Here is a 25,797-nt window from a genome sequence, read left to right as displayed (position 1 = left end):
GCAAAAAATTATTAATTTGTGTAAATATGTTCATTAGAAATTATTTTATAAAAAATATAATTTTTTTATTCGATTGAATAGAACAAGAATGTTCAAATATTTCCCAAAAGTTTTTTTTGCTACGGTTACAAACCCATGTATCATCTTCATAGTTAAAATGATATGCATTAAATTTAGTCGCGAGCCAAATTTGATTTAAAAATTCTTGTTTGTTGATAATAATTACGCTTTTATCTGAAAAAGTAATTGTTATAACATAATCTTGTATATCATAATCTATGTCAATTTTGTCATCATATATATTTAAATTATTTTCAATTTTTGCAAACAAATCGTCAACTAGATCATAAAAATTATTTTTTGTATTTAAATCTATTTTTTTCATACTGTTATCCTTATATTTTAAATACATTATAACAAATTTTAAAAAATAAAATCATTATATTAATATATTTTCAAGATACTATTCTAGTAGTATTGACATAAATCTTTGACTTTTATAAATTAATTTTATACAAATATCTTTTTTATAATTACTTAAAATTTTATTGGGAACAAAAAATGATTGCACATTTTAATAACAAAAAAAAAGTTCACTTTTCAAAAATGCACGGTTTAGGTAACGATTTTATGGTGGTTAATTGCATTAATCAAAATTTTCTTCTATCATCGTCTATAATAAAAACATTATCTCATCGACATACAGGAATCGGTTTTGATCAATTACTACTTGTAGAAAACGCAAATAATCATTTAATTGATTTTCACTATCGGATTTTTAATGCTAATGGCAACGAAGTCGAACAATGCGGCAATGGTGCACGATGTTTTGGTTTATTTTTATTAATAAAGGGCTTGACTTATAAAAAAAAAATTTCTGTTAGCACAAAAAAAAGAAATCTATTTATTGAATTTTTATCCAATAATATGATTAAAGTAAATATGGATGAACCAGATTTTAGATTGTGCAGTTTTACTTCTTGTAAAAAATCATTATATGATGATTGTTTAACAACATTAACCATACAACATGTTATTTGTAATGTAGTTTCTATGGGAAACCCACATTGCGTTATTCAAGTTCAAAATATTAAAAATGCTCCTGTAAATAAATTAGGTGTTAAAATAGAAAAAGATAGTTTATTTCCTAAAGGTGTTAATGTAGGATTTATGGAAATTATAAATAAGAAACATATTAAATTGCGAGTATATGAACGAGATGTAGGTGAAACCTATGCTTGTGGCAGTGGTGCTTGTGCAGCGGTATCTATAGGCATTATAAAAAAACTACTTCATCATACTGTACAAGTCGATTTATTAGGAGGTCAATTAATTATAAAATGGAAAGGTGTTGGACATGCTCTTTATATGATAGGCTCTGCAACACATGTTTATGATGGATATATATATATGTAAAATTGAGTTGTTTTTTTTGATAAAAAAAGAAGGATTACATTTTGATGTTATCACATGATACAAAAACAATATTAAAAAAAAAAGAATATATAAAAAAAAATACAAAAGAGTTTAATCAAGTTATTTTAGCTTTGTTCTCGGGTGGTTTTGCAACCTTTTCTATTTTATACTGTGTGCAATCTATTCTACCTATTTTTTCTAAACAGTTTAATTTAACCCCTGCTGAAAGTAGCTTATCTTTGTCTGCTGCAACCGGTATGATGGCATTAGGAATGTTATTTACCGCTTCTTTGTCTGATGTAATAGGTAGAAAATTACTCATGTCTACTTGTTTATTTATTGCAGCAATGTTAACTATTATATGTTCTATGATGTCTAGTTGGACGGCTATTGTGTTGTGTCGTGCTTTAACAGGTTTAGCATTAAGCGGTGTTGTTGCGGTAGCTATGACATATATTAGTGAAGAAATACATCCTAATTCTTTATCCTTTTGTATGGGTTTGTATATTAGCGGTAATACTATAGGTGGTTTTACAGGAAGATTTTTAAGTAGTATTTTAGTCGAACAATTTTCTTGGAACATTGCGCTAGTAGTAGTTGGAATATTTTCATTCATTTCTTCTTGTTTTTTTTTGTATTTTCTGCCTTCCTCTAAAAATTTTTATTCTATTTCCATTAATTTTCAAAAATTTTTTAATCGTTTTTATTTAAATCTAAAAAATTGTCAATTGTTTATTCTTTTTGTTATTGGTTTTATCATTATGGGTAGTTTTGTAACCATTTTTAATTATATTGGATATCGTCTTATGTTAGAACCATTTTTTTTATGTCAATCCAATATTGGATTATTATCTAGTATTTATTTAACTGGAGTCTATAGTTCGCCTAAAGCAGGTATTTTAATCAAAAAATATTATCGAAAAAGCATTCTTATTATGTCATTAATATTAATGTTATTTGGTTTATCCATCACACAATACGATCAACTATGGATAATTATTGTCGGTTTGATAGTTTTCTCCAGTGGTTTTTTTGCATCTCATTCTATTGCTAGCAGTTGGATTGGTGCTCATACAAAAATTGCTAAAGCCCAAGCTACTTCTTTATATTTGTTTTTTTACTATTTAGGATCGAGCATATTTGGCACATTTGGTGGTGTATTTTGGATGTATTCAAAATGGTATGGGATTTCAATGTTTATAACAACAGTATTATTACTAGGAATACTGCTATCTTGTAGATTAAAAAACAATAATCTCACATAAATAAGCGTGTTATGATAATAACGCATAAAATATTTTTATGAATAAAATTAATATTTTACTTTCCTCAAACATAGTTTCTCACAGATAATAAACTTAGTGCAATTCATTAAAAAAAACGGCTTAAAGATTATGCTACATTTATTTGCTTATTCCGATTTGAATCATAGTTTATTTGTTTTTTTAGCATTATTTTTTGTTTTATTTTATGAAGCTATTAATGGTTTTCATGATACCGCTAATGCAGTATCAACTTTAATATATACTCGAGCTCTACCTTCCAATATTGCAGTCATTACATCTGGTATATTCAATTTTTTAGGCGTCATATTTGGAGGTTTAACTGTTGCCTATGCGATTGTACATTTGTTACCAAATGAACTGCTCTTAAATAGTACATCAAATCAAGCTCTTGCTATGATTTTTTCTATTTTATTAGCATCTATAATATGGAATTTATCTACTTGGTATTTCTGTCTTCCTGCATCTAGTTCACATTCGTTGATTGGAGCTATTATCGGAATAGGACTGACTCATGCAATAACTACGGATACATCTTTAATTCATGCATTGAATATACCAAAAATGACAAATATTTTTATGTCTCTTGTTCTCTCGCCAATTATTGGTTTAATTATAGCTGGAAGTTTGGTTTTTTTATTAAGATATTATGCAAATAACATCAATAAAAAACTTCATCGTCTTCATATGACACCTTTAGAACGAGAAAAAGTTGATGGCAAAAGAAAACCACCATTTTTAATTCGAACGGCATTAATTTTATCATCTATTGGCGTTAGTTATGCACATGGTGCAAACGATGGACAGAAAGGCATCGGATTAATTATGTTAGTATTAATAGGTATACTTCCTTCTGCTTTTTTAATAAATTTGAATTCTAATCAATATGAAATTATTACCACAAAAAATGCAATTAATAATTTAGAAAAATACTATTTAAAGCATCACGAACACATCGCTGATCATAGTAACCACAACAAAATCATTAATACTTCTATTTGCTCTACTTACTTATATGATTTTAAAAAAAATATTAAAAAAACCAAAACGTTATTGAATAATGTATTAGATTACAATGTATTAAATACCCAAAAAAAAATAGAATTACGTCATTTATTATTGTATTTTTCAGATTCAATTGATCAAATCATTAATACTGATCATATCAGTTTACAAGAAAAATATTTTTTATTGAATAATAAACAAGATATATTAAAAACTATTGAATATGCACCAATATGGATTATTTTAATTGTCGCCATTGCTTTATCAATGGGAACAATGATAGGTTGGAAAAGAATAGTTATTACTATTGGTGAAAAAATAGGGAAAAAACGAATGACATACGCACAAGCTATGTCAGCACAAATCACAGCTTCATGTTCTATTGGTATAGCAAGTTATACAGGCATACCAGTGTCTACTACGCACATTCTTGCATCTTCTGTAGCTGGTACCATGTTGATTGATGGCGATGGTATTCAAATAAATACTATAAAGAACATTATATTAGCATGGCTTTTAACTCTACCTGTATCTATTTTTTTATCAAGTTTTTTATATTGGATAATATTATCCTTTATATAAAATATATATTGTAAAATGTGATTTATAGGAGTACATTGTTCAATTGGTACTCCTATTTTTATATTAAACAGGATTGTATATATCAAAACGATGAGTTTTTCCTGAAATTGTAAAATTTATTTGATTTTCAAGAAAACACTTTGCATAATGAGGACGTTTTACAACTACTCTATTTTTTGCTACTCTTCTAGAAATAATTAATAATTTTTCAAAATTATTATCATGTTTGATTAATTTTCTAAATATTTGCATATTTTTTTTCGGCAAAGCCGTTTTCGTATTGATAGGATACATAGGATCTAAATAAATGACATCCGGTTTAAAGTTTTTTAAAACATTACAACTATCATGAAAAATTAGATATAATCTTTTTTTCAACCAATGCCCTATGTTTTTATCTTGACATCCTCTGTATAATCCATCTTGCAATAAAGCAGCAATGACAGGATGTCGTTCTATCATGCAAACACGACAACCTAAGAATGCAAGCAAAAAAGCATCATTTCCTAATCCCGCAGTTGCATCTACAACAAATGGAAAATAAGATTGTTTTATTCCTATTGCTTTAGACAACATTTCTTTTTTCTTGTTTTTGTTTAAATATCTGTAATGATGTATTTTTGAAGTAAAATCAATTATTATAGCTTTTTGTATCGGATGTTCTCGATCATATAATGCTAGTGTATCATCATTAACAATTAAAGATATAGCACTATTACTATTATGTTGTAATTTATATGAATTAATTAATTTATATAACCTTTGGTTATAAGATTGCAATGATAAATAGATTTTCATAGTTTTATATTTTTTTAAATTAATAATTGACTTTTTAAAAAATGTATTTAAAATATAAATTGGTATTTTTATTATACGTATCAGTTTTTTAAAATATAAAAATATACTAACAAAAAATAACAATATAATAAATTGCGTTTATTAACTTCAAACAGGACAAAACACTATGTTTTCTAATTTTCTCAGTAATGTAGATGTAATAAGAAAAAAATGTCCAAATAAAATAAATAATGCTACGAATGAATTTGTGTTAAACAAAAATAAATTTAAATCAGTCAATCAAGTGTTAAATGTTACTGTTGGTCATAGCAAAAAAAAAAATATAGTACATTTAGAAAAGCAATATGAAGATTCATTAAATACGCTAATTCTTTTAAAAAAAGAATCAGAAAAAAATATGAAAAATACATTTAACAAAAATGTTTTTTCTTCAAAAAATAAAGCACAAGAAGTAATCGATGTTTATAATCAATCTTCTGCATTAATGAAAAAAAAATTCTGAATTACTCACATTCTAATTTTATCAAAGATGAAACATATCTTTCTCAAAACAAATCTGTCGGTTTTAACATTCTTGATATCGCTCAAGATATTTTAGAACAAATTTCAGAAACTGTAGTCCAAACTTGTACAACCATAAAAAATGCCACTCAAAAATTTTTTGATGTTATACATATTAAAGATGTATTTTCTAATTCAAATGATCCACATGCAAACGATGATGATCCAATAGTGCGATTATCTAAAACTATTGAAGAACTGAAAAGCACAATTAAATCGTCAAAAAATTTTATGAAGGCTGTTTTTGATAAAGTCCGTCGTGAAGGAAAAATTAAAGTTGTTAATAAATTTAACAACAATCCAACACATCCTGGATCTCATAGCACTTTTCCTGATCTTTTTGATTTCGCTCCTAAAAATCGTCATTATCAAGATAAAATGTATGATGCAATAAGAATAGATGACAATTTAAATTTAGACTCAAACAATCATATTATTCCAAAAAATAAAAAATTCCAATCAAGAACACAAAAAAGCCTTGAGAAATCTTACTATGAAGATTTCATTGCTAAAAATGGTTCATGGACAGTTTCTACTCAATTCAATTCATCAAAAAATATTAAGAATGCGATTAATATTTTTAAAGAACAATATCAAGATGAAAAATCTAAAGAAACATTAGATAAAAATTTTATGAGTGATTATTATTCATCTTTATTCATTATTAATAATCATTTAATTTTTTCTGCAGATAAACAATCAATGATGGCGGATTTTAAACGTATTGTACCAAATATAGATCATCAAAAATTGATTTCTTTATATGCTAATCCAAATATCGTACATCAAGCTTACCTGCAATTAATTGCCGAACATTCAGAAATAACCCAATATCAAGTAAATAATTCTAGAAGTATTTATAAAGTAGATATTTTAGATGATGGTGCGATTAAATTAATTGCAACTAATTTATCTGATTTAGAAAATAACAATATAAGCGATAACGATATTAATAAATATCATTCTTTTGGCATACGAGCAACTGTAATCATTTATCCAAATGCTTTACCAATAATTAAATATTCACATTTTATAAAATAAAATTATATCTGAACGTTTTTTTAAATAGTGAGGAAATTATTAAATAATAGGGTACATGTTGTACCCTATTCTATTTAATTCCTCTTATCGAAATTTTTTATATAGGAATTATGTCGCATATTTAAGTTTTTTTAATAATGCATAATGCACCTCTTTAGGAAGATATGGTTTTGTATCACCCTTATATTTGGCAATTTCTTTAACAAAAGATGAAGATATGAAAGATACTTCTTTAGAAGAAAGAAAAAAAACGCTATCTAATTCTGGATAAATTTGTTTATTTATTTCTGCTAATTTTGTTTCATGATCAAAATCAAATATTGTACGAACTCCTCTGATTAAAATATTTGTTTTTTCTTTTTTTGCTAAATTTGCAAGTAGATTATTAAATCCAAGTATTTTTTTTACATTTTTCAGGTGCAACGTAGCAACGCGAGTTAATTCTATTCGTTCTTTTAAATCAAAGACAGGTTTTTTTATTAAATTATTAGAAATAGCAATAATTATGTTATCAAATATTTTTGTCGATCGTGTTATAATATCTAAGTGACCATAAGTAATCGGGTCGAACGTACCGGGGTAGATTGCAGTTTTATTCATATTTTTAATTGTATAAATAACTTAGTTTAACTGTGATTGAAACAAGATAACATTATTTTAGAACAAGTAAGACACATTTTTTAGTTTTGTGTTTTTAAATAGGAATTTTTAAATCAATTAATATGAACAAAAAAATGTCATGGAAACCTAACGCATCTATTAAAAATCTCATTGCACGATCAAAAATTATTTCTCAAATTCGTTTGTTTTTTCTGCAAAAAAATGTTATGGAAGTAGAAACACCGATGTTATCTAAATCTACTGTGACCGATGTAAATTTATCTCCATTTCAAACAGACTTTCTGTCATTAAACCAAAATGACATGTTAAAATTATGGCTAATTACAAGTCCAGAGTATCATATGAAACGTTTATTAGCATCAACAAGTGGACCAATATATCAAATTTGCCATTGTTTTAGAAATCAAGAAGTGGGTCGATATCATAATCCAGAATTCACTATGTTAGAATGGTATCAACCGTTTTTTTCAATGAAAAAATTTATCAAAGAAATAGATCATTTTCTTCAAACTATTTTTGATTTTCATGAATCAGAACAAATGTCTTATCAAGATATATTTTTAAAAGTATTTGATATAGATCCTCTATGTACTAATATATTAGAATTGCGCACAATTTTTAAAAAATTAAAATTAGATTATTTAATACATAACGAACATCATGTAAACGAATTAATACAAACATTATTTACCTTAGAAATAGAACCTAATCTTGGAAAAAAAAAGCCTATATTTATTTATCATTTTCCTGCAGAACAAGCATGTCTTGCGAATATTAATTCAAAAGATTCACGTATTTCAGAGCGATTTGAGTTTTTTTTTAAAGGAATAGAATTAGGAAATGGATTTTATGAACTGACTGATGTTGATGAACAAAAAAAACGCTTTATGCAAGATAACAAAAAACGTGCTTCCATGAATTTACCGGTGCGAAAAATAGATAATTTGCTTCTTGATGCGTTATCATCTGGGCTTCCTTATTGTTCTGGTGTTGCCATAGGTTTAGATAGGTTAATGATGTTATTGTTAAAAGAAAAAAACATCAATGAAGTGATCTCTTTTGCAATCGATCGTTGTTAAAAAAAATAAAATTTACCAGTAATTTTCTATTGTAATGTTTCCTGCTTTACGACGAAAATGTTTTTGCATATTTTTATGATTTTTTAGAAAAAAATATGTATCTTTAATCATCAATGGATTGCCGCATAGCATTATGTGCGAATTTTCAGTACTTATTGTTAAGTTGAGAGATTGTTCTAATGTTTTATGCATCAATAGCATTGGAATTCTACCATAAAGAGAATATTGATTTTTTTCTCTACTGGTAATAGTTTGAATTTTTAATTTTCCATTGTATTGTTTATGCAGTCGTTGCATTAAAGGAAGATAAATTAATTCATGTTGGTACCGTACAGCATGTATTAATACGATATTTTTGAATTTTTCTAGATTTTTTCCTTCTTGTAAGATGGATAAATATGGACCTATTCCTGTTCCTGTTGCAAACATCCATAATATTTCATTACTCGGTACTTCATCCATTGTAAAAAAACCAAATGCATTTTTTTTGATCAGTATTGTATCTTCTTTTTTTAAATTGTATAACATATTACTTAAATATCCATTTTCTATACGAACAATATAGAATTCTAAGTTTTTTTGATTAGGAGAATTAAGATATGAATACGCTCTTTGAATCTTTTTCTTATTGATCTTATCATATACGGCTAATTTAGTAAATTGTCCTGCACGAAAAGAACTGATAGGAGCTTGTAAAACAAGACTAAATAAATTTTTAGTCCATTTTTTAATTGTTAATACTTTTGCATCAATCCATGGGTTCATACTGTATTCTCAATGTTATCAACAAAAAATTTTTTAAACCATTGCACTGTTTTTCAGTACAATGGATTATATTTTAAGTTCTTTTTAATCTGATTTATACGATGATATTTATTGATTGTCAATTTTTTTAGTTTCGTTTGAAATATTTATAAAAACTTTTTGAGGTTGTTCTTCTTTTGGAATATCACATTTAAAATCTAATTTTAATAAACCTAAAGATAGTTCTGCTTTTTTTACTGTTATTTTATATTCTAAGTTAAAGCTCATAGAAAAATCGTTAAATAATATACCCTGATGTAACCGTTTTGAAATATTTTTATTGTTATTTTGAGAACGTTTTTTTCCTTGAATAGAGAGTTGATTATTGTGTACAGCGATATCTAATTCTTCTTCTTTATATCCAGGCACACTAACTATTAATTGATATTCTATTTCATTTTTTTGAAATAGATTGTAAGAAGGAGTATCAGATATTGGTTTTTCTCCTGTTAATGTGCTGAACATTTTATCGATTTGATTAAATCTATTTGAAAAAATATTATGATCATTAAAATTAGGGATGAATGAAAGTGAACGATAAGACATAATACACTCCTTTCATAACGTGAAAATGTTTTTTTAATTAACTATTTATTTCTCTCTTTTCAATATGAGGACATATTTTTTTTTTTCAATAGCATTTAATAAATTTATAATGTATTATTAAAAATTAATTAATGTAATATAAAAATATTTATCCATTTAACATTAATATTATAGGATAAATATTTTATATTTCATTATAAGTATTATAAAATAAAACGACTCAGGTCTTCATTGGATATTAATTGATTTAAATGTTTTCCTACGTAATCCGCATTAATTTCAATGGTTTTACCTGTATTTTTATTCGCATTAAAAGATATATCTTCCATAAGTTTTTCTAATATAGTATGTAATCGACGAGCCCCAATATTTTCCATGGATTCGTTTACTTTCCAAGCTGCTTCCGCAATATTTCGTATTCCTTCTTGAGTAAAATTAATATTGACGCCCTCAGTTGCCATCAGTGCTTTATATTGTGCGGTAATAGATGCTCTTGGTTCAGTTAAAATTTTTTCAAAATCATCAATTGTAAGCGCTTGTAATTCGACTTTTATTGGAAGGCGTCCTTGCAATTCAGGAATTAAATCGGAAGGAGTAGAAGTTTGAAATGCTCCAGATGCAACAAATAAAATATGATCTGTTTTAACCATACCATGTTTGGTAGATACTGTACAGCCTTCTATTAATGGCAGTAAATCTCTTTGAACTCCTTCTCGAGAAACATCTGGTCCTGAAGTATCGCCTCGTTTACATATTTTATCAATTTCATCAATAAATACTATTCCATTTTGTTCGACTGCGTGTATAGCTTCTTTTTTGATTTCTTCTTGATTGATTAATTTTGCAGCTTCTTCTTCTTTTAATAATATGATTGCATCTTTAATTTTTAACCTTCTGCTATTTTTCTTTTGTCCTCCTAAATTTTGAAACAATGATTGTAATTGACTAGTTAACTCTTCCATTCCGGGAGGAGCCATAATTTCAATGCCCATTGTAGTAGTTAATACATTGATTTCTATTTCTTTGTCATCTAAAACACCTTCTCTTAATTTTTTTCGAAATTTTTGAATGGTATTTAAGAGACTTTCATTTTTTTCTTTTTCTGTCCAATTTTCTTTAGGTCTTGGAACTAGTACATCTAGTATTTTTTCTTCTACAATTTCTTCAACTCGCGTTTTATTTTTTTCAATATTTTTAATACGAATCATTTTTATTGCAGCATCAGTTAAATCTCGAATAATTGAATCAACTTCTTTTCCTACATATCCTACTTCAGTAAATTTTGTTGCTTCTACTTTAATAAAAGGAGAATCAGCTAATTTAGCCAAACGTCTAGCAATTTCTGTTTTACCCACTCCAGTAGGACCAATCATTAAAATATTTTTAGGAGTAATTTCGTGACGTAGTTCAGTGCTTAATTGCATACGACGCCAACGATTTCTTAATGCGATAGATACTGCTCTTTTTGCTTTTTCTTGACCTATGATGAATTTGTCAAGTTCAGAAACAATTTGAGGAGGAGTCATTGCAGACATAAACAGAATCCTTATTTTTCTGAAAATAATTCTTTAATAGTAAATACATGATTGGTGTAAATACAAATATTTGCAGCAATAGTTAATGATTTTTCTACAATTTGATTTGCATTTAAATCAGTATTATTGATCAATGCTCGAGCAGAAGATTGTGCATAAGATCCTCCTGATCCTATAGCTATTAAATCATCTTCAGGTTGTATTACATCGCCATTTCCTGTAATTATTAATGAGGTTTCTTTATCAGCAACCGCCAATAATGCTTCTAGCTTTCTTAGATTTCTATCAGATCTCCAATCTTTGGCTAATTCAATAGCAGCTCTTTGTAATTGACCCTGATATAAAGCTAATTTTTTTTCAAACATTTCAAATAAAGTAAAAGCATCAGCTGTGCCTCCTGCAAAACCAGCAATTACTTTTTCATGATAAAGAGATCTAATCTTTTTAACATTACTTTTCATAATCGTATTGCCTAAAGTTGCTTGTCCATCACCTCCGATCACTACTTTATCTTTTAGTCTTACACTTAATATTGTGGTCACCAGAAAAACCTCTTAAACATAACGTTTCTATTTTTTACACTATTGGAGTAGTATAAAAGATTATTATAAAAAATATAATTTTTATATTTTGAATTTTATTATATTAATAATACTCTATTTTTTTTATTTTGCTCAATTTATATTATAATCACAGTTATTTTTTTGTAAAAATTGTATATATACAATATTATTCATGTAATGATACTTTATTATTAGTATTATTAATAACCATGATTGTTTATATGTTTATGAAAATGATTTAAAGATATTTTAGTTTTTCATAGAATATGTACTTTTCATAACTTTACTTAAAATGTCTATATTTTTATAAAATATTTATTTGTACTGAAAAAATATTTTTTATGCGATATTTAAATAATTAAAATATTATTTTTTTCTATTAACACGATGGCAATCATATAATTGAATATATTTTATTTTTGAATTATTATAGGACGTTCTTATGAAAAAGAAAATTCATCCTCGTTACTCTAAAATAATGGCTACTTGTTCTTGTGGAAATAAAATTGAAATTTTTTCCACGATTAGTCATGATCTAAATTTAGACATATGTTCTAAATGTCACCCATTTTATACAGGAACTCAAAGAATTATTGATACCGGAGGACGCGTTGAAAGATTTAAAAAACGTTTTAATTTTTAAATAATTAAAAAAATATCGTTTTTTTAAGTTAAGCACTTTAAATCGTTATCACGTGTGTTTACATTTAAGTGCTTAATGTGTAATTATATTTCATCAGTTAAACTTTTTCTTATTTAATTTCCATTGGTTAATAAAATAGTTTTTTAAAGCTATATAAATAGCTCTAGCAATTTTTTTTTGATAAGCAGTGGTGCTTAATTTTTTTTCCTCGACAAGATTTGTAATAAAACCAGTCTCAATTAATATAGAAGGAATATGAATACAACTTAATATTCCTAAACTGGCATAGTTTAAGTCTATTTTTTTTGTTTTGATCTGTTTGTTTAATTCCTCAGATAGATGTTTAGATAAATCTAATTCAATTTTTTTTAAGTTATTAAATTGTAAATCTAGAATAGTTTTTTTGAGAAATAAATCATTTTTGTTTGCATTAAAAATATTTTGAAGATTATTGCAAAGTAAATTACTTGATTGATTTTTTTTTAAATAATTTGAAATTTCACGATTCATTCTATTATTTGAAATAATCCATAAAGATGCTCCTGATACACCTTTTTTTTTTGAGGAATTAGCATGAATAGATACTAGTAAATGTATACGATGCTTTTGGATGAACTCTCTTCTTTTATTTACTGAAATATAGGAGTCGTTTTTTCTTGTTAGAATCGTACGAAACATTTTATCATTATTTAGTAGTTTTTTAAGTTCATTTGCTATTGCAAGATTAACTGTTTTTTCTTGTAACCCTCTATGACCAATAGCTCCGGGATCTTTTCCGCCGTGTCCTGCATCGATTGCTATAGTAATTTTTTGATTAATACTTTGAGTGATATGTTTTGTATATTTTATTGTATGTAAATAATTTGTATTTAGATAACTTGTATTTAGATAACTTACGTATAATTTTTTGTTTTGGCAATATTTTTTTTTATATTTGCATTGGGATGTTGAACTTGAAATAAAATTAAAAAAATAAATAACATCAACCATTTAGAATAAAAAATCATATTGGATCCCTTAATTTTTTATTTTAATTTTTTGCAATGTCACACAATATTATTAAAAATATTTCGATAGATTGATGCGTCATGATTTTTTTAGAGAAATAGAGCAACAGAGCAATAGTAATAACATTTTTAATAGAATGATTATTGGAGCGGGAAACGAGATTTGAACTCGCGACCTCAACCTTGGCAAGGTTGCGCTCTACCAATTGAGCTATTCCCGCCTAGTAGATTAAATAAAATGCTATAAAAGGTATTTTATAGATATAAATTATCTTTTTCAAGCTTTCTTTTTTAGAAAAAGGATTTTTATTAAAATTTAAAAAAGTTTTCTCGATAAAATTTTAGTTCTCTGATAGATTCAAGAAGATCTTCTAATGCTTTATGATTATATTTTTTTTTGATTTGATTATATATTTTAACGTTCCAACGTTTCGAAAGTTCTTTAATCGTACTGACATCTATAGATCTATAGTGAAAATAATTTTCTAATTTTGGCATATATTTAAATAAAAATTTTCGATCTTGAGCAATGCTGTTACCACACATTGGAGAAGTGCTCATAGGAACCCATTTTTTTAAAAATTTTATTGTGTCAATTTCAGCTGTTTTTTCATTGTGCAAACTATTTTGAACGCGTTGTATTAATCCATTTTTTTTGTGAATTGCGCTGTTCCATTGATCCATAATAAAAAGATTTTCGTTTTTTTGATATATAGGAATTACTGGTCCTGCTGAAATTATTTTTAAATGACTATCTGTGATTAATGTTGCAATTTCAATAATTCGATGTATTTTAGGATTGAGACCGGTCATTTCTAAATCAATCCAAATTAGATTATCTTTGCTAATTTTCATTTTTGTTTAATTGAGTTTTAATAAATATATTATCGATTGTATTAGAATTTAGAATTATTTATTTTTAATATAAATGATTTATCAATATTAGGGAAATCTTTTTAAGAATATATGATAAATTAATTGTATAACTTTGTTAAATTAAAACTATATTATACTACTGTAGTATTCATTATGTTTTTAACTAGAGAATACGAATTTTATTATGAAAAACATTAATTTTAGTCATACTAAATCTTACCAAGATTTAAGAAATCATTTTACGAAAATAAAAAATGTCCATTTAAAAGATTTGTTTTTAAAAGACATTAACAGATTCAAAAAATTTTCAATTTTTTTTGAAAATGAGATGTTAATTGACTTTTCAAAAAATCGAATTGATGAGAATACTATTAGACATTTATTAAATTTAGCTGAAGAAACTGATGTAAAATCTGCAATTCATTTGATGTTTTCTGGATCTCTAATAAATCATACAGAAAATCGTTGCGTGTTACATACTGCACTACGCAATAGAAGCAATACTCCTATTATGATAAACAATTGTAATATTATGTCAGACATTAATGCCGTACTTGACAAAATGAAACATTTTTCCGAGCTCGTCATTAACGGATCATGGAAAGGTTATACTGGAAAAACTATTTCTGATGTATTAAATATTGGTATCGGTGGATCTGATTTAGGACCATATATGGTAACTGAAGCATTACGTCCATATAAAAATCACTTAAATATGCATTTTATTTCAAATATTGATGGCACACATCTTTGTGAAGTGTTAAAAAAAGTTAATCCTGAAAAAACTATTATTTTAATAGCCTCTAAAACATTTACAACAGATGAAACAATAACTAATGCATGTAGTGTAAAAGATTGGTTTTTGAGTGTTTCCGGAAATTCAAAAGACGTATTAAAGAAGCATTTTTTTGCCTTATCTGCCAATGTTAGTAATGCTTTAAATTTTGGGATTAGCAAGAATAATATTTTTGAATTTTGGGACTGGATAGGGGGTCGTTTTTCGTTGTGGTCTTCAGTAGGATTATCAATTGTTTTATCAATTGGATTTGAAAATTTTAAAAAATTTTTGAATGGTGCTCATGCAATGGATAAACATTTTTATGATACTGACATTCATAAAAATATTCCTATATTATTGGCTTTAATAAGTATTTGGTATGCTAATTTTTTTGGTTCTGAAACAGAAGCGATATTACCATATGATCAATATATGCATCGTTTTTCAGCGTATTTGCAGCAATCTAATATGGAATCTAATGGTAAATCAGTCGATAGAAACGGCAAAAAAATATTTTATCAAACTGGTCCTATTATTTGGGGCGAACCAGGTACTAATGGACAACATGCTTTTTATCAGTTAATACATCAGGGTACTAAGTTAATTCCGTCTGATTTTATTGCTTCTGCCTTGTCGCATAATGATATAGGTGAGCATCATTTAAAATTAATATCTAATTTTTTTGCGCAAACACGCGCGCTAGCTTTTGGAAGATCTAAAAGTGATCTTTTAGATGATTTGTTGTTTTCTAAAAAACATAATGATGATATAAAAAAAGTTTTACCATTCAAAATATGCAAAGGAAATCAACCTACAAATTCGATTTTGATTCGAAAAATTAATCCTTACAATTTAGGAGCATTAATTGCTTTATATGAACATAAAATATTTGTACAAGGATACATATTAAATATATTTAGTTTCGATCAATGGGGTGTAGAAATAGGTAAAGACTTATCTAAAGATATTTATAATCATCTAAAAAATGATGGAACTAAAAAAAATTATGATTCTTCTACTAATGGATTAATTCAGTTTTATAAATCTTTTACAAAAAATAATTTTTAATGATATTTTATTAATAATAATTTAAAGAATTTAATTAAAACAATATACAACAATGTTTGTTTTATTTAATATTCATTTTTATTAAAAAATAATTTTTTTAAATCATCATTTTATTACATATATGTGTGGTTTATTATGTTTACGTTAATTAAATTAAAATTACAAAATCTTGGTCAATTTCTCAGTAGCATGATGATGCCTAACATAAGTATTTTTATAACATGGGGGATTATGACTGCTTTATTTATACCTTCAGGATGGCAACCTAATAAATCTTTAGAACGCTTAATATCACCAATAATTATTTATCTTTTACCTATTTTGATTGGGTATACAGGGGGTCGTTTAATTGCAAGAGAAAGAGGTGCATTAGTTGGTTGCATCAGCACTGTTGGAGTGATTACTAGTAGTAATACACCAATGTTATTAGGCGCTATGATTGTAGGACCATTAGGCGGTTTGGTTATAAAATATTTTGACAAAACAGTGGAAAATAAGATAAAAAACGGTTTTGAAATGTTAGTTAATAATTTTTCTATTGCAACAATAAGTATCTTGTTATCTATTTTTTCATTTTTTTTGATTGGTCCATTGATTCAGTATTTTTTTTATTTTTTATCTAATGCAATCAAAACAGTAATATCTTATCACTTGTTGCCATTAGTGGCGATTATTATAGAACCTGCAAAAGTGTTTTTTTTAAATAATGCTATTAATCATGGAATTTTTTCACCTTTAGGTATTCAAGATGTTTCAGAACATCAAAAATCTTTATTCTTTCTCATAGAATCTAATCCAGGTCCAGGGTTAGGAGTATTGATAGCATGGTTATTATTTGGAAAAGGAGAATTATCTAAATCAGCAGGAGGAGCTGCAATCATTGAATTTTTTGGAGGTGTACACGAAATTTATTTTCCTTACGTTTTAATTAAACCGAAGTTAATTATAGCTCTTATTATAGGCGCTATGACAGGAATTTTTGCGCTGATGTTATTCAATGGTGGATTAATCTCTGCGATATCACCAGGTTCTATTTTATCTATTTTAGCAATGACTCCTAGAGGTTTATATTTTGTTAACTGTTCTGCTATTTTTGTATCTTTTATTTCTTCTTTAATTACTGCTTCTGTATTATTAAAATACAATTGTTGCGACATGTATAAGAAAAAAACAAAAATATTACAAAAAAATCAAAATATACTAACTCAAGAGAAAGAAACATTAAAACAAAACTATTCTAGTAATAGTGTTAAAAATAAGAACTTTAGAAATATCAAAACTATTATAATTGCTTGTGATGCTGGCATGGGATCTAGTGCAATAGGAGCTACTATTCTTAGAAAAAAAATAAACACTGCTAATTTGAATCATATTTCAGTCTTTAATATGGCGATTAATTCATTACCTAAAAATACAGATTTAGTAATTACTCATCAAAGTTTAACTGATCGTGCTAAAAAATATGCTCCTGATGCTCATCATCTTTCTTTAAAAAACTTTATCAACAACAATTTTTATGATAATTTAGTGAATAAAATAATAGACAGTGTTTCTACTCCTATCAGTAATAATTTTACTTTATCTATAAGTAATAAAAATAATGTTGAAAATCCATCACATCATTCTGTATTTCACTTAACTGAAAGAAACATTTTACTAAATCAATATGCCAAAGATAAAGAAGAAGCTATTCATATCATTGGAAAACATTTAGTAAAACAGGGTTATGTTAAAATTAATTACATTCAATCAATGTTAGAACGAGAAAAGATAGCGTCAACTTGGCTAGGGGAATCAATAGCGTTACCACATGGAACTATAGAAGGAAAAGATTTTGTTTTAAAAACAGGTATCATGTTTTGCCAATTTCCTAAAGGCGTTCGATTTGGTGATGATGAAGAAGATATTGCTTATCTTGTAATTGGTATTGCGGCTAAAAATGATGAACATATTATGGTTGTGAGTAATATTACTAATGCTTTAGATGATGAAAAAATAATTAAAAAATTACGTCAAACTAATGATATTCAAGAAGTATTGTTATTGTTAAATAGATAATATAAGGTTAAATAAATATTTTTTTATATACATTTTTATTACTGGAATTATTTATGCAAGCACTTCATTTTGGTTCTGGAAACATTGGATTAGGATTTATTGGAAGAACACTATCAGAGTCAGGTTTTAAAGTGATATTTTCCGATATTAATCAAGATATAGTGAATTACATTAATCGGCATCAAAATTATTCAGTTATAGTCGCAGGGAAAAATCAAAAACAAGCATATAATATTATTAATATCAGCGCTATTAATGCAAATAATTCTCAAATTAATAAAGTTATAGCTGAAGTAGATTTAATTACCACTGCATCTGGACCTGCTGCATTAGAGTTGATCGCATTAACTATCGCAAATGGTATAATATTTAAATGTCAGATTAAATCTGTAACGTTTTTAAATATTATTGCTTGCGAGAATAAAATTAAAGCTAGTTCGTATTTAAAAAACACAGTTCTTAAAAAGCTTCCCAAACAATATCATGATTATTTAAAAAAATATATTGGTTTTGTAGATTGTACGATTGATACAATTATACCTAAAAAAATTGATTTTAATCAATCACCTTTAAATATTATAGCAGAAAATTTTCAGGAATGGATTGCTAATCCCACTCAATTTAAAGGTAATATACCAAAAATAAATAGCTTAAGGTTGAGCAATAACTTAGATTCTTTTATAGAAAGAAAATTATTCACATTAAATACTGGACATGTGATAGCAGCATATTTAGGATTGATTAAAAAATATAAAACAATACAACAAGTGATGTCGGATTACAAAATTTGTAATATAGTAAAATTAGCCATGCAAGAAAGTGGAGCGTTTTTAGTAAAACATTTTAATTTTCATCAAAAAGAACATGATTCTTATATCAATCAAATTTTTTTTCGTTTTAATAATCCTTTTTTATCAGATGATTTGGAACGCATTGGGCGCAATCCAATTCAAAAATTAGGAACTCAAGAACGATTAATTAAACCGTTTTTAAGTTGTATCAAACATCAATTGCCTTGTAAAAACTTAGCCATAGGTATTGCGTCAGCGTTTTATTTTTTTGATAAAAATGATTTAGAATCAGTAAAAATTTCTTATTTGATAAAACAGAAAGGTATTGAAACAGCTATATCAGAAATTTGCGATTTAAATGATAGTAATGCAAAACATCTTATTGTATCAGAATATCAATCTATTTTAAAAACAATTTTTTAATTTTTCAAAAAATTTTTGTTAATTCATCCAAGTGAGATTAGAGCATAAAATAATATCTATTTGTGTATTATCATCTAACTGGTCATTTTAACTTTTTTTTGAAGAAGTTATTGATTAAACATATTCAATTGCTCAAGCAATGATAAAAATAATATGGATGCAAGTGTATAACATATAAATATTGAAATGTTTAATAATCGATTTTATTCAACATTTTTGAAAGATGATAAACATGGTATTAATAAAAAACAATTTGTTGCGATTTCTAATGCAATTACCAAAAAAAATTAATTTATTATCGCATTTTAGACTTGATCAAAAATTTTAATTTTTGAAGTGTAGCTGTATAAAAGATTAGAGATATTTCTAGATTAAATATAATTTTCTTACATATAAGTAATTGATATTGATTAGGAATATACTTAAAAGGTTTTATCAAAAACGATTTAATCAGTATAAAATTTATAGCGCATTTTAACAAAACTACTTTATTATAGTAGAAAATGTACTTTTTAATATTCTAGTGCAACTAAAATTTATAAAAAATCAAAGATGAGAATTTGTAAAAATTTTCGATATATTTAAAATGATAACGTTGTTACATTTTTTCATAAATACCTCTCTTAAAAATAATAATACATTAGTGTTTTGATTAAATACAGTAAATATTATCGATAATACAATTGACAGATTAGGGTATATTTTTTTAGATTTAATAAATTTTCATGCCTTGCAAAAAATTAAATCTAATAATGTTACATTATTTTATTAATATAAATATCATATTTTAAAATAGTATGTGCGATCTTTAAAATCATTCAAACACGTTATATTAAAAGTTCTTATATTTATTGTAATATTTTTATAATTAATGCTGTTAAAAACGTTTATATCAAGATATCAGAAAAATGAATATATCTTTTTTATTTAAATATTCTATATCATATTTACCTTGCAAAAAATTAAATATCATTCAAAAGTTCTCATATAATTTATTTAGTTTATTCGTTTATTTACGGATCTGTTTTAGAAATTGCACGAAAAATATAATCAAGAAATATCTATTTGAATCTTGTTTTTACGTACATAGAATGTTTATAGTTCAAAATAGATCTTTAAAAAAAATATTATTTTTTTAGGTTCGGAAAGAATTAATAATTATATGAAAATACTACAGTTTAATTTATGACAATTATCATATTTTTTGATTTTTCTATAGAATAGATAGAAACATATAGAAAAAGATGAATTAAACATGCATATTGAACAAGAAATGATACTAAAATGCATTTTTGTATAATTATTCACAATGTACTTTAAAAAAGAATGATCTTTTGTCTTTTAAAAACATTAAAAGTGTTATTGTAATTTAAATTGTAGTTATATTTGAAAAAAATTTATTATACTAAATATAGTTCCTCATTTTTGAAAAACAAAAATGTTTAATCAATAAATATTAAAGTTATATTATTATAAAAATGCATCGGATGTAGATATAATAAAGTACTTTTTTATATCAATTTTTCTGTAGAAAAGCAAAGTAGAATTATATTGATGAAATATCTATTTTTTAAAAATAAAACACAATCATCTACTGATATTCAAAAAACAACTTTAATTATTACAACAAGTAGATTTTTTATTCAGCATTATACTGTAAAAATATGATTTTAAAACATAAAAATTCTAAACCGATAGTATTTTTTTTAATGGGTCCGACTGCATGTGGAAAAACTCAAACTGCTATTAGCCTTAGAAACTATTTACCGATAGAAATAATTAGTGTGGATTCTGCTTTAATCTATCGATATATGAATATTGGAACAGCTAAACCCAGTTCTGTCGATTTATTGCATCATCCTCATCGTTTATTAAACATTAAAGATCCAAGTGAGCATTATTCAGCAGCAGAATTTTATCACGATGCATTGAAAGAAATTCACCATATTATCAAATTAGGAAAAATACCCTTTCTTGTTGGTGGAACCATGTTTTATTATCATGTATTATTAAATGGATTACCTAATTTGCCAGCTTCCAGTATAAATATTCGTGAATTCTTATTGCACCATCGAAAAGAAATATTACATAAAAAATTAGAATCAATAGATCCAGTTTCCGCTAAAAGAATTCATAAAAATGACGTGCAAAGGTTATTGCGAGCTTTAGAAATATTTTATCTGTCTGGAAAAAATTTAACCGAACTGAAAAAAAATAATCATAGAAAATTACCCTATAATATTCTGCAATTTTCAATTATGCCACCGAATAAAGAATTGTTAAATCGTCGTATTGAGTTACGTATAAAAAATATGTTTCAGATAGGATTTCAAAAAGAAGTAGAGTCATTATTTCTTAGAGGAGACTTGCATATAAATTTGCCAGCTATTAGATGTATAGGATATCGTCAAATGTGGGAATATCTTGAATATAAAATTAGTTATGAAGACATGTTTAATAAAATTATTTATTCTACAAAAAAGTTAGCTAAACATCAGATGACATGGTTAAAAAAATGGAAAAATTTAAACAAACTATTATACAGTACAAATACTCAAGATATAGTAGAACAATTTTTAAATAGAATTAAAATCATTAATTAAAACTAAAAATATATAAAATACATAGAAAAGATAGATGTTTATTCCTTTCAAACATAAAACTTTTTAAGTGTTATAATAAATAACAATATTTTTATAATAACAGTTTTTGATTTATAAGACTAATAAAATGAGATACAACATGACCTGGAATCAACAAAATCATCACCAATCCGAATTAGATCCTTGGAGGGATAAAAAGCATGATCATCAAGAAAATAAAAATAATAAATATCAAAAAAATTATATTTTGGAAATAAAAAATTTTTTTTATGATATGAAAAAGTTTATTATTACGAACGGTTATTCTCCAAGTTCATCTAAAAAAACTCTTCATCCTTTATTAACTATAATGTTTGTCAGTATTTTAATTTGGTCTTTTAGTGGATTTTATACCATTAAAGCAACAGAACGTGGTGTAATTACGCATTTTGGAAAATTTACTCATCTAGTAGAACCAGGATTGCATTGGCGACCAGTTTTTATTAATGAAGTAAGCATTGTAAATGTTGAAACTGTACGAGATATTGCTACTTCTGGAACTATGTTAACTGCAGATCAAAATGTCGTACATGTAGAAATGAATGTTCAATATAAAATTACTGATCCGAAAAATTATTTGTTTTCTCTTTCTTATCCTGATGATAGTTTACGTCAAGCAACAGATAGCGCTTTGCGTGGTGTCATTGGTCGTTCTAATATGGATCGAGTCTTAACAGAAGGACGTACTTTAGTACGCAGTGATACTCAAAAAGAAATAGAACAAATCATAAAACCATATCATACAGGAATTACTATACTAGACGTGAATTTTCAAACAGCAAGACCTCCAGAAGAAGTAAAAGCATCGTTTGACGATGCGATTGCAGCGCGTGAAAATCGCGAGCAATATGTGCGTGAAGCTGAAGCATATTCAAATGAAGTACAACCTAAAGCTCATGGTAAAGCACAAAGAATTCTAGAAGAAGCTCGAGCATATGCATCACGTATAATTTTAGAAGCTCAAGGCGAAGTTGCACGTTTTAGAAAAATATTACCCGAATATAAAATCGCTAAAAAAATAACTTTAAGACGTCTTTACATCGAATCTATGGAAAGACTATTAAGTCACAATAAAAAAATTTTTGTTGATAAAAATAATAATTCCACGTTTTTTCTATATTTAAATGATTGCTTTACTGATAAGAAAATTCTCAATAAAGATGTTTTAAAAAAGATTGATGATAAAAAAAGCCCACTTAATGTTGTTAAAAAAAATAGTAATATTAATTATTTTTCTTCATTATCTACTAAAAACATCTTAGAACAACGTCGTATCAACTCAATACGAACTCATGTTGGAAGTTTAGGGGTAGAATAAACATGAATAAACTTATATTTTGTTTTGTGGGTGTGTTTCTTTTTTTATTATCTTCTTCTTTTTTTATCATAAAAGAAGGTGAAAGTGGTATTGTCTTACAATTTGGAAAAGTTTTGCGTAATAATAAACAAGAAGCTTTGATTTATAGTCCTGGACTGCATTTTAAATTCCCATTTCTAGAAACAGTAAAAATATTAGACGCACGCATTCATACTTTGAATAATCAAGCTGATCGTTTTGTCACAAAAGAAAAAAAAGATCTTATTATTGATTCATATATAAAATGGCGTATTAATAACTTCAGTCGCTATTATCTTGCAACAGGAGGTGGAAATATTTTGCAAGCAGAAGTGTTGCTAAAAAGAAAATTTAGCGATCGTTTACGCTCTGAAATAGGCTGTCTTGGTATAAAAGAAATTGTTACTGATTCTAGAAGCAAGTTAACTAAAAATGTACTCAGCACTTTAAATCAAGGCAGTATTAATTTAGAACATGCGTCATTAATAAATGCAAATAGTATGAATGCATTAGGTATAGAAGTAGTCGATGTGCGTATAAAACAGATTAATTTACCCGTTGAAGTTTCTGAAGCTATATACGATAGAATGAGAGCAGAAAGAGAATCTGCAGCTAGAAGTCAACGATCTCAAGGACAAGAAAAAGCTGAAAAATTACGTGCGACAGCAGATCATCAAGTTTCTATAACATTAGCGCAAGCAGAAAAAGAAGCGTTAATTATTAAAGGTCGAGGAGAAGCTGAGGTAACAAAACTATTTGCACAAAATTTTAGTCAAGAACCAGAATTTTATTTTTTTATTCGTAGTTTACGAGCCTATGAAAACAGTTTTAAAAACACTGGAAATATTATGTTAATTAATTCAGATAGTGAATTTTTTCAATATATTAATAAAACTATTAGAATAGCACAATAATATTTTTTCACATCAAGATGTTAAAATATCAAGAGTATATAAAATATGAACAAAAATATTGTAATATTAGGCACGCAATGGGGTGATGAAGGAAAAGGAAAAATAGTAGATTGTTTATCTGCAGATGCTGCATATGTTGTAAGATATCAAGGGGGCCACAATGCAGGACATACTTTAATGGTAAATGATGAAAAAATCATTCTTCATTTAATTCCCTCTGGCATATTATATAATGATGTCATTGGTGTCATTACTAATGGCGTTGTTGTTTCTCCATTTGAGTTAATAAAAGAAATTCATATGTTAGAAAAACACAAATGTTTTGTAAAAAAACGTTTATTTGTTTCTCATGCTGCTACATTGATTTTGCCATACCACATTGAAATGGATCTTGCGCGTGAAAAAAAATTAGGTAAGCAATCAATTGGCACTACTGGAAGAGGCATTGGTCCTGCTTATGAAGACAAAATAGCTCGCAGAGCTTTAAGAATGGAAGATTTAAAAAATGAACACATGTTATCGATGCGTTTAGAAGAAATAGTAGAATATTATAATCATCAATTAGTTTCTTACTATAAACAAAAATCAATTAATTATAAAAAGATTTTACAAGATTTAATTCCAAAAATTGATTTTATTCATGATATGATTCGAGATACAACCAATATTTTAAATGAGGGTATTAAGCAGAACAAAAAAATTATTTTTGAAGGTGCTCAAGGAAGTTTTTTAGATATAGATCATGGGACATATCCATATGTCACTTCATCTAATACTACTATTGGTGGTGTTATTACAGGAACTGGTCTTGGTCCTAAACATTTTAACTGTATTCTTGGTATAACTAAAGCATATTCAACAAGAGTTGGTCATGGACCATTTCCTACTGAATTATTTAATCATGTAGATAAACATCTTTCAAAAATAGGTCATGAATTCGGTTCTACAACAGGAAGAAAAAGACGTACTGGTTGGTTAGATGCTGTATATTTACGTAAAGCAGTTAAAATGAATTCTTTGTCTAGTTTATGCATAACAAAATTAGATGTTTTAGATGGATTGGATGAAATAAAAATTTGCACATCATATAAAAAAAATACTCATGGTTTAAAGAATACATTACATTCAAATATAAGCAATCAGCACGATTTTTTAAGACCTGTATATGAAACTCATTGTGGATGGAAAGAAAAAACGTTGGGCATAAAAAAAATAGAAGATTTACCTTATGAAGCACAGAATTATATTAAACGTATAGAGGAAATTACAGAGATACCTGTAGATATTATTTCTACTGGACCAAAACGTTCTGATATAATTTTTGTCAGAAATTTATCATATAACAAATAAATATTAACAATCATTTTTTATTAACTAACAATAATTTTTTTCATATTAACTAAAAAAATATGTTTTTGTAAATCAAA

Annotated in this window: 23 protein-coding genes and 1 tRNA gene; 14 read left to right on the top strand and 10 right to left on the bottom strand. The window is 26.3% G+C overall.

Features of this window, described 5'->3' with window-relative positions; all coding sequences use genetic code 11:
- Positions 1-40 precede the first annotated feature (40 nt).
- The gene (gene cyaY, locus D9V69_RS02950) at positions 41-385 is read right to left on the bottom strand and encodes an iron donor protein CyaY (RefSeq protein WP_158356824.1); all 345 of its coding nucleotides are present in this window, start codon (positions 383-385) and stop codon (positions 41-43) included.
- Positions 386-561: 176 nt separating this feature from the next.
- Between cyaY and dapF the strand changes: the two genes are divergently transcribed.
- From dapF to D9V69_RS02935, 3 genes are all read left to right on the top strand, one after another.
- A complete protein-coding gene (gene dapF / locus D9V69_RS02945) occupies positions 562-1,416 on the top strand; it encodes a diaminopimelate epimerase (protein WP_158356823.1) in 855 nt (284 codons plus the stop codon).
- A gap of 44 nt (positions 1,417-1,460) precedes the next feature.
- The gene (locus D9V69_RS02940) at positions 1,461-2,681 is read left to right on the top strand and encodes an MFS transporter (protein ID WP_158356822.1); all 1,221 of its coding nucleotides are present in this window, start codon (positions 1,461-1,463) and stop codon (positions 2,679-2,681) included.
- A gap of 129 nt (positions 2,682-2,810) precedes the next feature.
- Positions 2,811-4,286, top strand: a complete 1,476-nt coding sequence (locus tag D9V69_RS02935) for an inorganic phosphate transporter (protein WP_158356821.1) — start codon at positions 2,811-2,813, stop codon at positions 4,284-4,286.
- A gap of 63 nt (positions 4,287-4,349) precedes the next feature.
- Here D9V69_RS02935 and D9V69_RS02930 read toward each other — a convergent pair whose 3' ends face one another.
- Complete coding sequence (locus tag D9V69_RS02930) at positions 4,350-5,084, bottom strand: class I SAM-dependent methyltransferase (protein ID WP_158356820.1); 735 nt, start codon at positions 5,082-5,084, stop codon at positions 4,350-4,352.
- Positions 5,085-5,250: 166 nt separating this feature from the next.
- Here D9V69_RS02930 and D9V69_RS02925 point away from each other — a divergent pair, with 166 nt between their 5' ends.
- Both D9V69_RS02925 and D9V69_RS02920 read left to right on the top strand, forming a co-directional pair.
- The gene (locus D9V69_RS02925) at positions 5,251-5,586 is read left to right on the top strand and encodes a hypothetical protein (protein ID WP_158356819.1); all 336 of its coding nucleotides are present in this window, start codon (positions 5,251-5,253) and stop codon (positions 5,584-5,586) included.
- Positions 5,587-5,816: 230 nt separating this feature from the next.
- On the top strand, positions 5,817-6,686 hold the full coding sequence (locus D9V69_RS02920) for a hypothetical protein (RefSeq protein WP_261979625.1): 870 nt from the start codon (positions 5,817-5,819) through the stop codon (positions 6,684-6,686).
- Positions 6,687-6,794: 108 nt separating this feature from the next.
- Here the strand turns inward: D9V69_RS02920 and coaD are convergent, their stop codons facing one another.
- The gene (gene coaD, locus D9V69_RS02915) at positions 6,795-7,286 is read right to left on the bottom strand and encodes a pantetheine-phosphate adenylyltransferase (RefSeq protein WP_158356818.1); all 492 of its coding nucleotides are present in this window, start codon (positions 7,284-7,286) and stop codon (positions 6,795-6,797) included.
- Between the two features lie 122 nt (positions 7,287-7,408).
- Between coaD and epmA the strand changes: the two genes are divergently transcribed.
- A complete protein-coding gene (gene epmA / locus D9V69_RS02910) occupies positions 7,409-8,386 on the top strand; it encodes an elongation factor P--(R)-beta-lysine ligase (protein ID WP_158356817.1) in 978 nt (325 codons plus the stop codon).
- 12 nt (positions 8,387-8,398) lie between these two features.
- Here epmA and D9V69_RS02905 read toward each other — a convergent pair whose 3' ends face one another.
- The 4 genes from D9V69_RS02905 to hslV form a co-directional block, all read right to left on the bottom strand.
- Positions 8,399-9,151: an FAD-binding oxidoreductase gene (locus D9V69_RS02905; protein WP_158356816.1), complete on the bottom strand. Its 753-nt coding sequence runs from the start codon at positions 9,149-9,151 to the stop codon at positions 8,399-8,401.
- 108 nt (positions 9,152-9,259) lie between these two features.
- On the bottom strand, positions 9,260-9,736 hold the full coding sequence (locus D9V69_RS02900; protein WP_158356815.1) for an Hsp20 family protein: 477 nt from the start codon (positions 9,734-9,736) through the stop codon (positions 9,260-9,262).
- 203 nt (positions 9,737-9,939) lie between these two features.
- The gene (gene hslU, locus D9V69_RS02895; RefSeq protein ID WP_158356814.1) at positions 9,940-11,271 is read right to left on the bottom strand and encodes an HslU--HslV peptidase ATPase subunit; all 1,332 of its coding nucleotides are present in this window, start codon (positions 11,269-11,271) and stop codon (positions 9,940-9,942) included.
- An 11-nt stretch (positions 11,272-11,282) separates the two neighbouring features.
- Positions 11,283-11,813, bottom strand: coding sequence for an ATP-dependent protease subunit HslV (hslV, locus tag D9V69_RS02890; RefSeq protein ID WP_158356813.1), 531 nt, complete (start codon positions 11,811-11,813; stop codon positions 11,283-11,285).
- Positions 11,814-12,276: 463 nt separating this feature from the next.
- Here hslV and rpmE point away from each other — a divergent pair, with 463 nt between their 5' ends.
- Positions 12,277-12,477 carry a 50S ribosomal protein L31 gene (gene rpmE, locus D9V69_RS02885; RefSeq protein ID WP_158356812.1) on the top strand — a complete coding sequence of 67 codons (201 nt, stop codon included), beginning with the start codon at positions 12,277-12,279 and terminating at the stop codon, positions 12,475-12,477.
- A gap of 93 nt (positions 12,478-12,570) precedes the next feature.
- Here rpmE and D9V69_RS02880 read toward each other — a convergent pair whose 3' ends face one another.
- From D9V69_RS02880 to orn, 3 genes are all read right to left on the bottom strand, one after another.
- Positions 12,571-13,296, bottom strand: a complete 726-nt coding sequence (locus D9V69_RS02880; protein WP_158356863.1) for an N-acetylmuramoyl-L-alanine amidase — start codon at positions 13,294-13,296, stop codon at positions 12,571-12,573.
- Between the two features lie 333 nt (positions 13,297-13,629).
- Positions 13,630-13,705: transfer RNA gene (locus tag D9V69_RS02875), tRNA-Gly, on the bottom strand.
- Between the two features lie 88 nt (positions 13,706-13,793).
- Positions 13,794-14,339: an oligoribonuclease gene (gene orn, locus D9V69_RS02870; RefSeq protein WP_158356811.1), complete on the bottom strand. Its 546-nt coding sequence runs from the start codon at positions 14,337-14,339 to the stop codon at positions 13,794-13,796.
- 205 nt (positions 14,340-14,544) lie between these two features.
- Between orn and pgi the strand changes: the two genes are divergently transcribed.
- From pgi to D9V69_RS02835, 7 genes are all read left to right on the top strand, one after another.
- Positions 14,545-16,206: a glucose-6-phosphate isomerase gene (pgi, locus tag D9V69_RS02865; protein ID WP_158356810.1), complete on the top strand. Its 1,662-nt coding sequence runs from the start codon at positions 14,545-14,547 to the stop codon at positions 16,204-16,206.
- Positions 16,207-16,341: 135 nt separating this feature from the next.
- On the top strand, positions 16,342-18,264 hold the full coding sequence (locus D9V69_RS02860) for a PTS mannitol transporter subunit IICBA (protein ID WP_158356809.1): 1,923 nt from the start codon (positions 16,342-16,344) through the stop codon (positions 18,262-18,264).
- A 53-nt stretch (positions 18,265-18,317) separates the two neighbouring features.
- Positions 18,318-19,478, top strand: a complete 1,161-nt coding sequence (locus D9V69_RS02855) for a mannitol-1-phosphate 5-dehydrogenase (RefSeq protein WP_158356808.1) — start codon at positions 18,318-18,320, stop codon at positions 19,476-19,478.
- 1,709 nt (positions 19,479-21,187) lie between these two features.
- Positions 21,188-22,081, top strand: a complete 894-nt coding sequence (gene miaA / locus D9V69_RS02850; protein WP_222837069.1) for a tRNA (adenosine(37)-N6)-dimethylallyltransferase MiaA — start codon at positions 21,188-21,190, stop codon at positions 22,079-22,081.
- 139 nt (positions 22,082-22,220) lie between these two features.
- Complete coding sequence (hflK, locus tag D9V69_RS02845; protein WP_158356806.1) at positions 22,221-23,438, top strand: FtsH protease activity modulator HflK; 1,218 nt, start codon at positions 22,221-22,223, stop codon at positions 23,436-23,438.
- Positions 23,439-23,440: 2 nt separating this feature from the next.
- Positions 23,441-24,370, top strand: coding sequence for a protease modulator HflC (gene hflC, locus D9V69_RS02840; RefSeq protein ID WP_158356805.1), 930 nt, complete (start codon positions 23,441-23,443; stop codon positions 24,368-24,370).
- Between the two features lie 45 nt (positions 24,371-24,415).
- Positions 24,416-25,720 carry an adenylosuccinate synthase gene (locus tag D9V69_RS02835; RefSeq protein ID WP_158356804.1) on the top strand — a complete coding sequence of 435 codons (1,305 nt, stop codon included), beginning with the start codon at positions 24,416-24,418 and terminating at the stop codon, positions 25,718-25,720.
- The last annotated feature ends 77 nt before the right edge of the window (positions 25,721-25,797 follow it).

Source organism: Buchnera aphidicola (Hyadaphis tataricae) (assembly GCF_005081445.1).
Classification (GTDB): domain Bacteria; phylum Pseudomonadota; class Gammaproteobacteria; order Enterobacterales; family Enterobacteriaceae; genus Buchnera; species Buchnera aphidicola_AE.
This window is presented reverse-complemented; position numbering and strand designations above follow the sequence as displayed.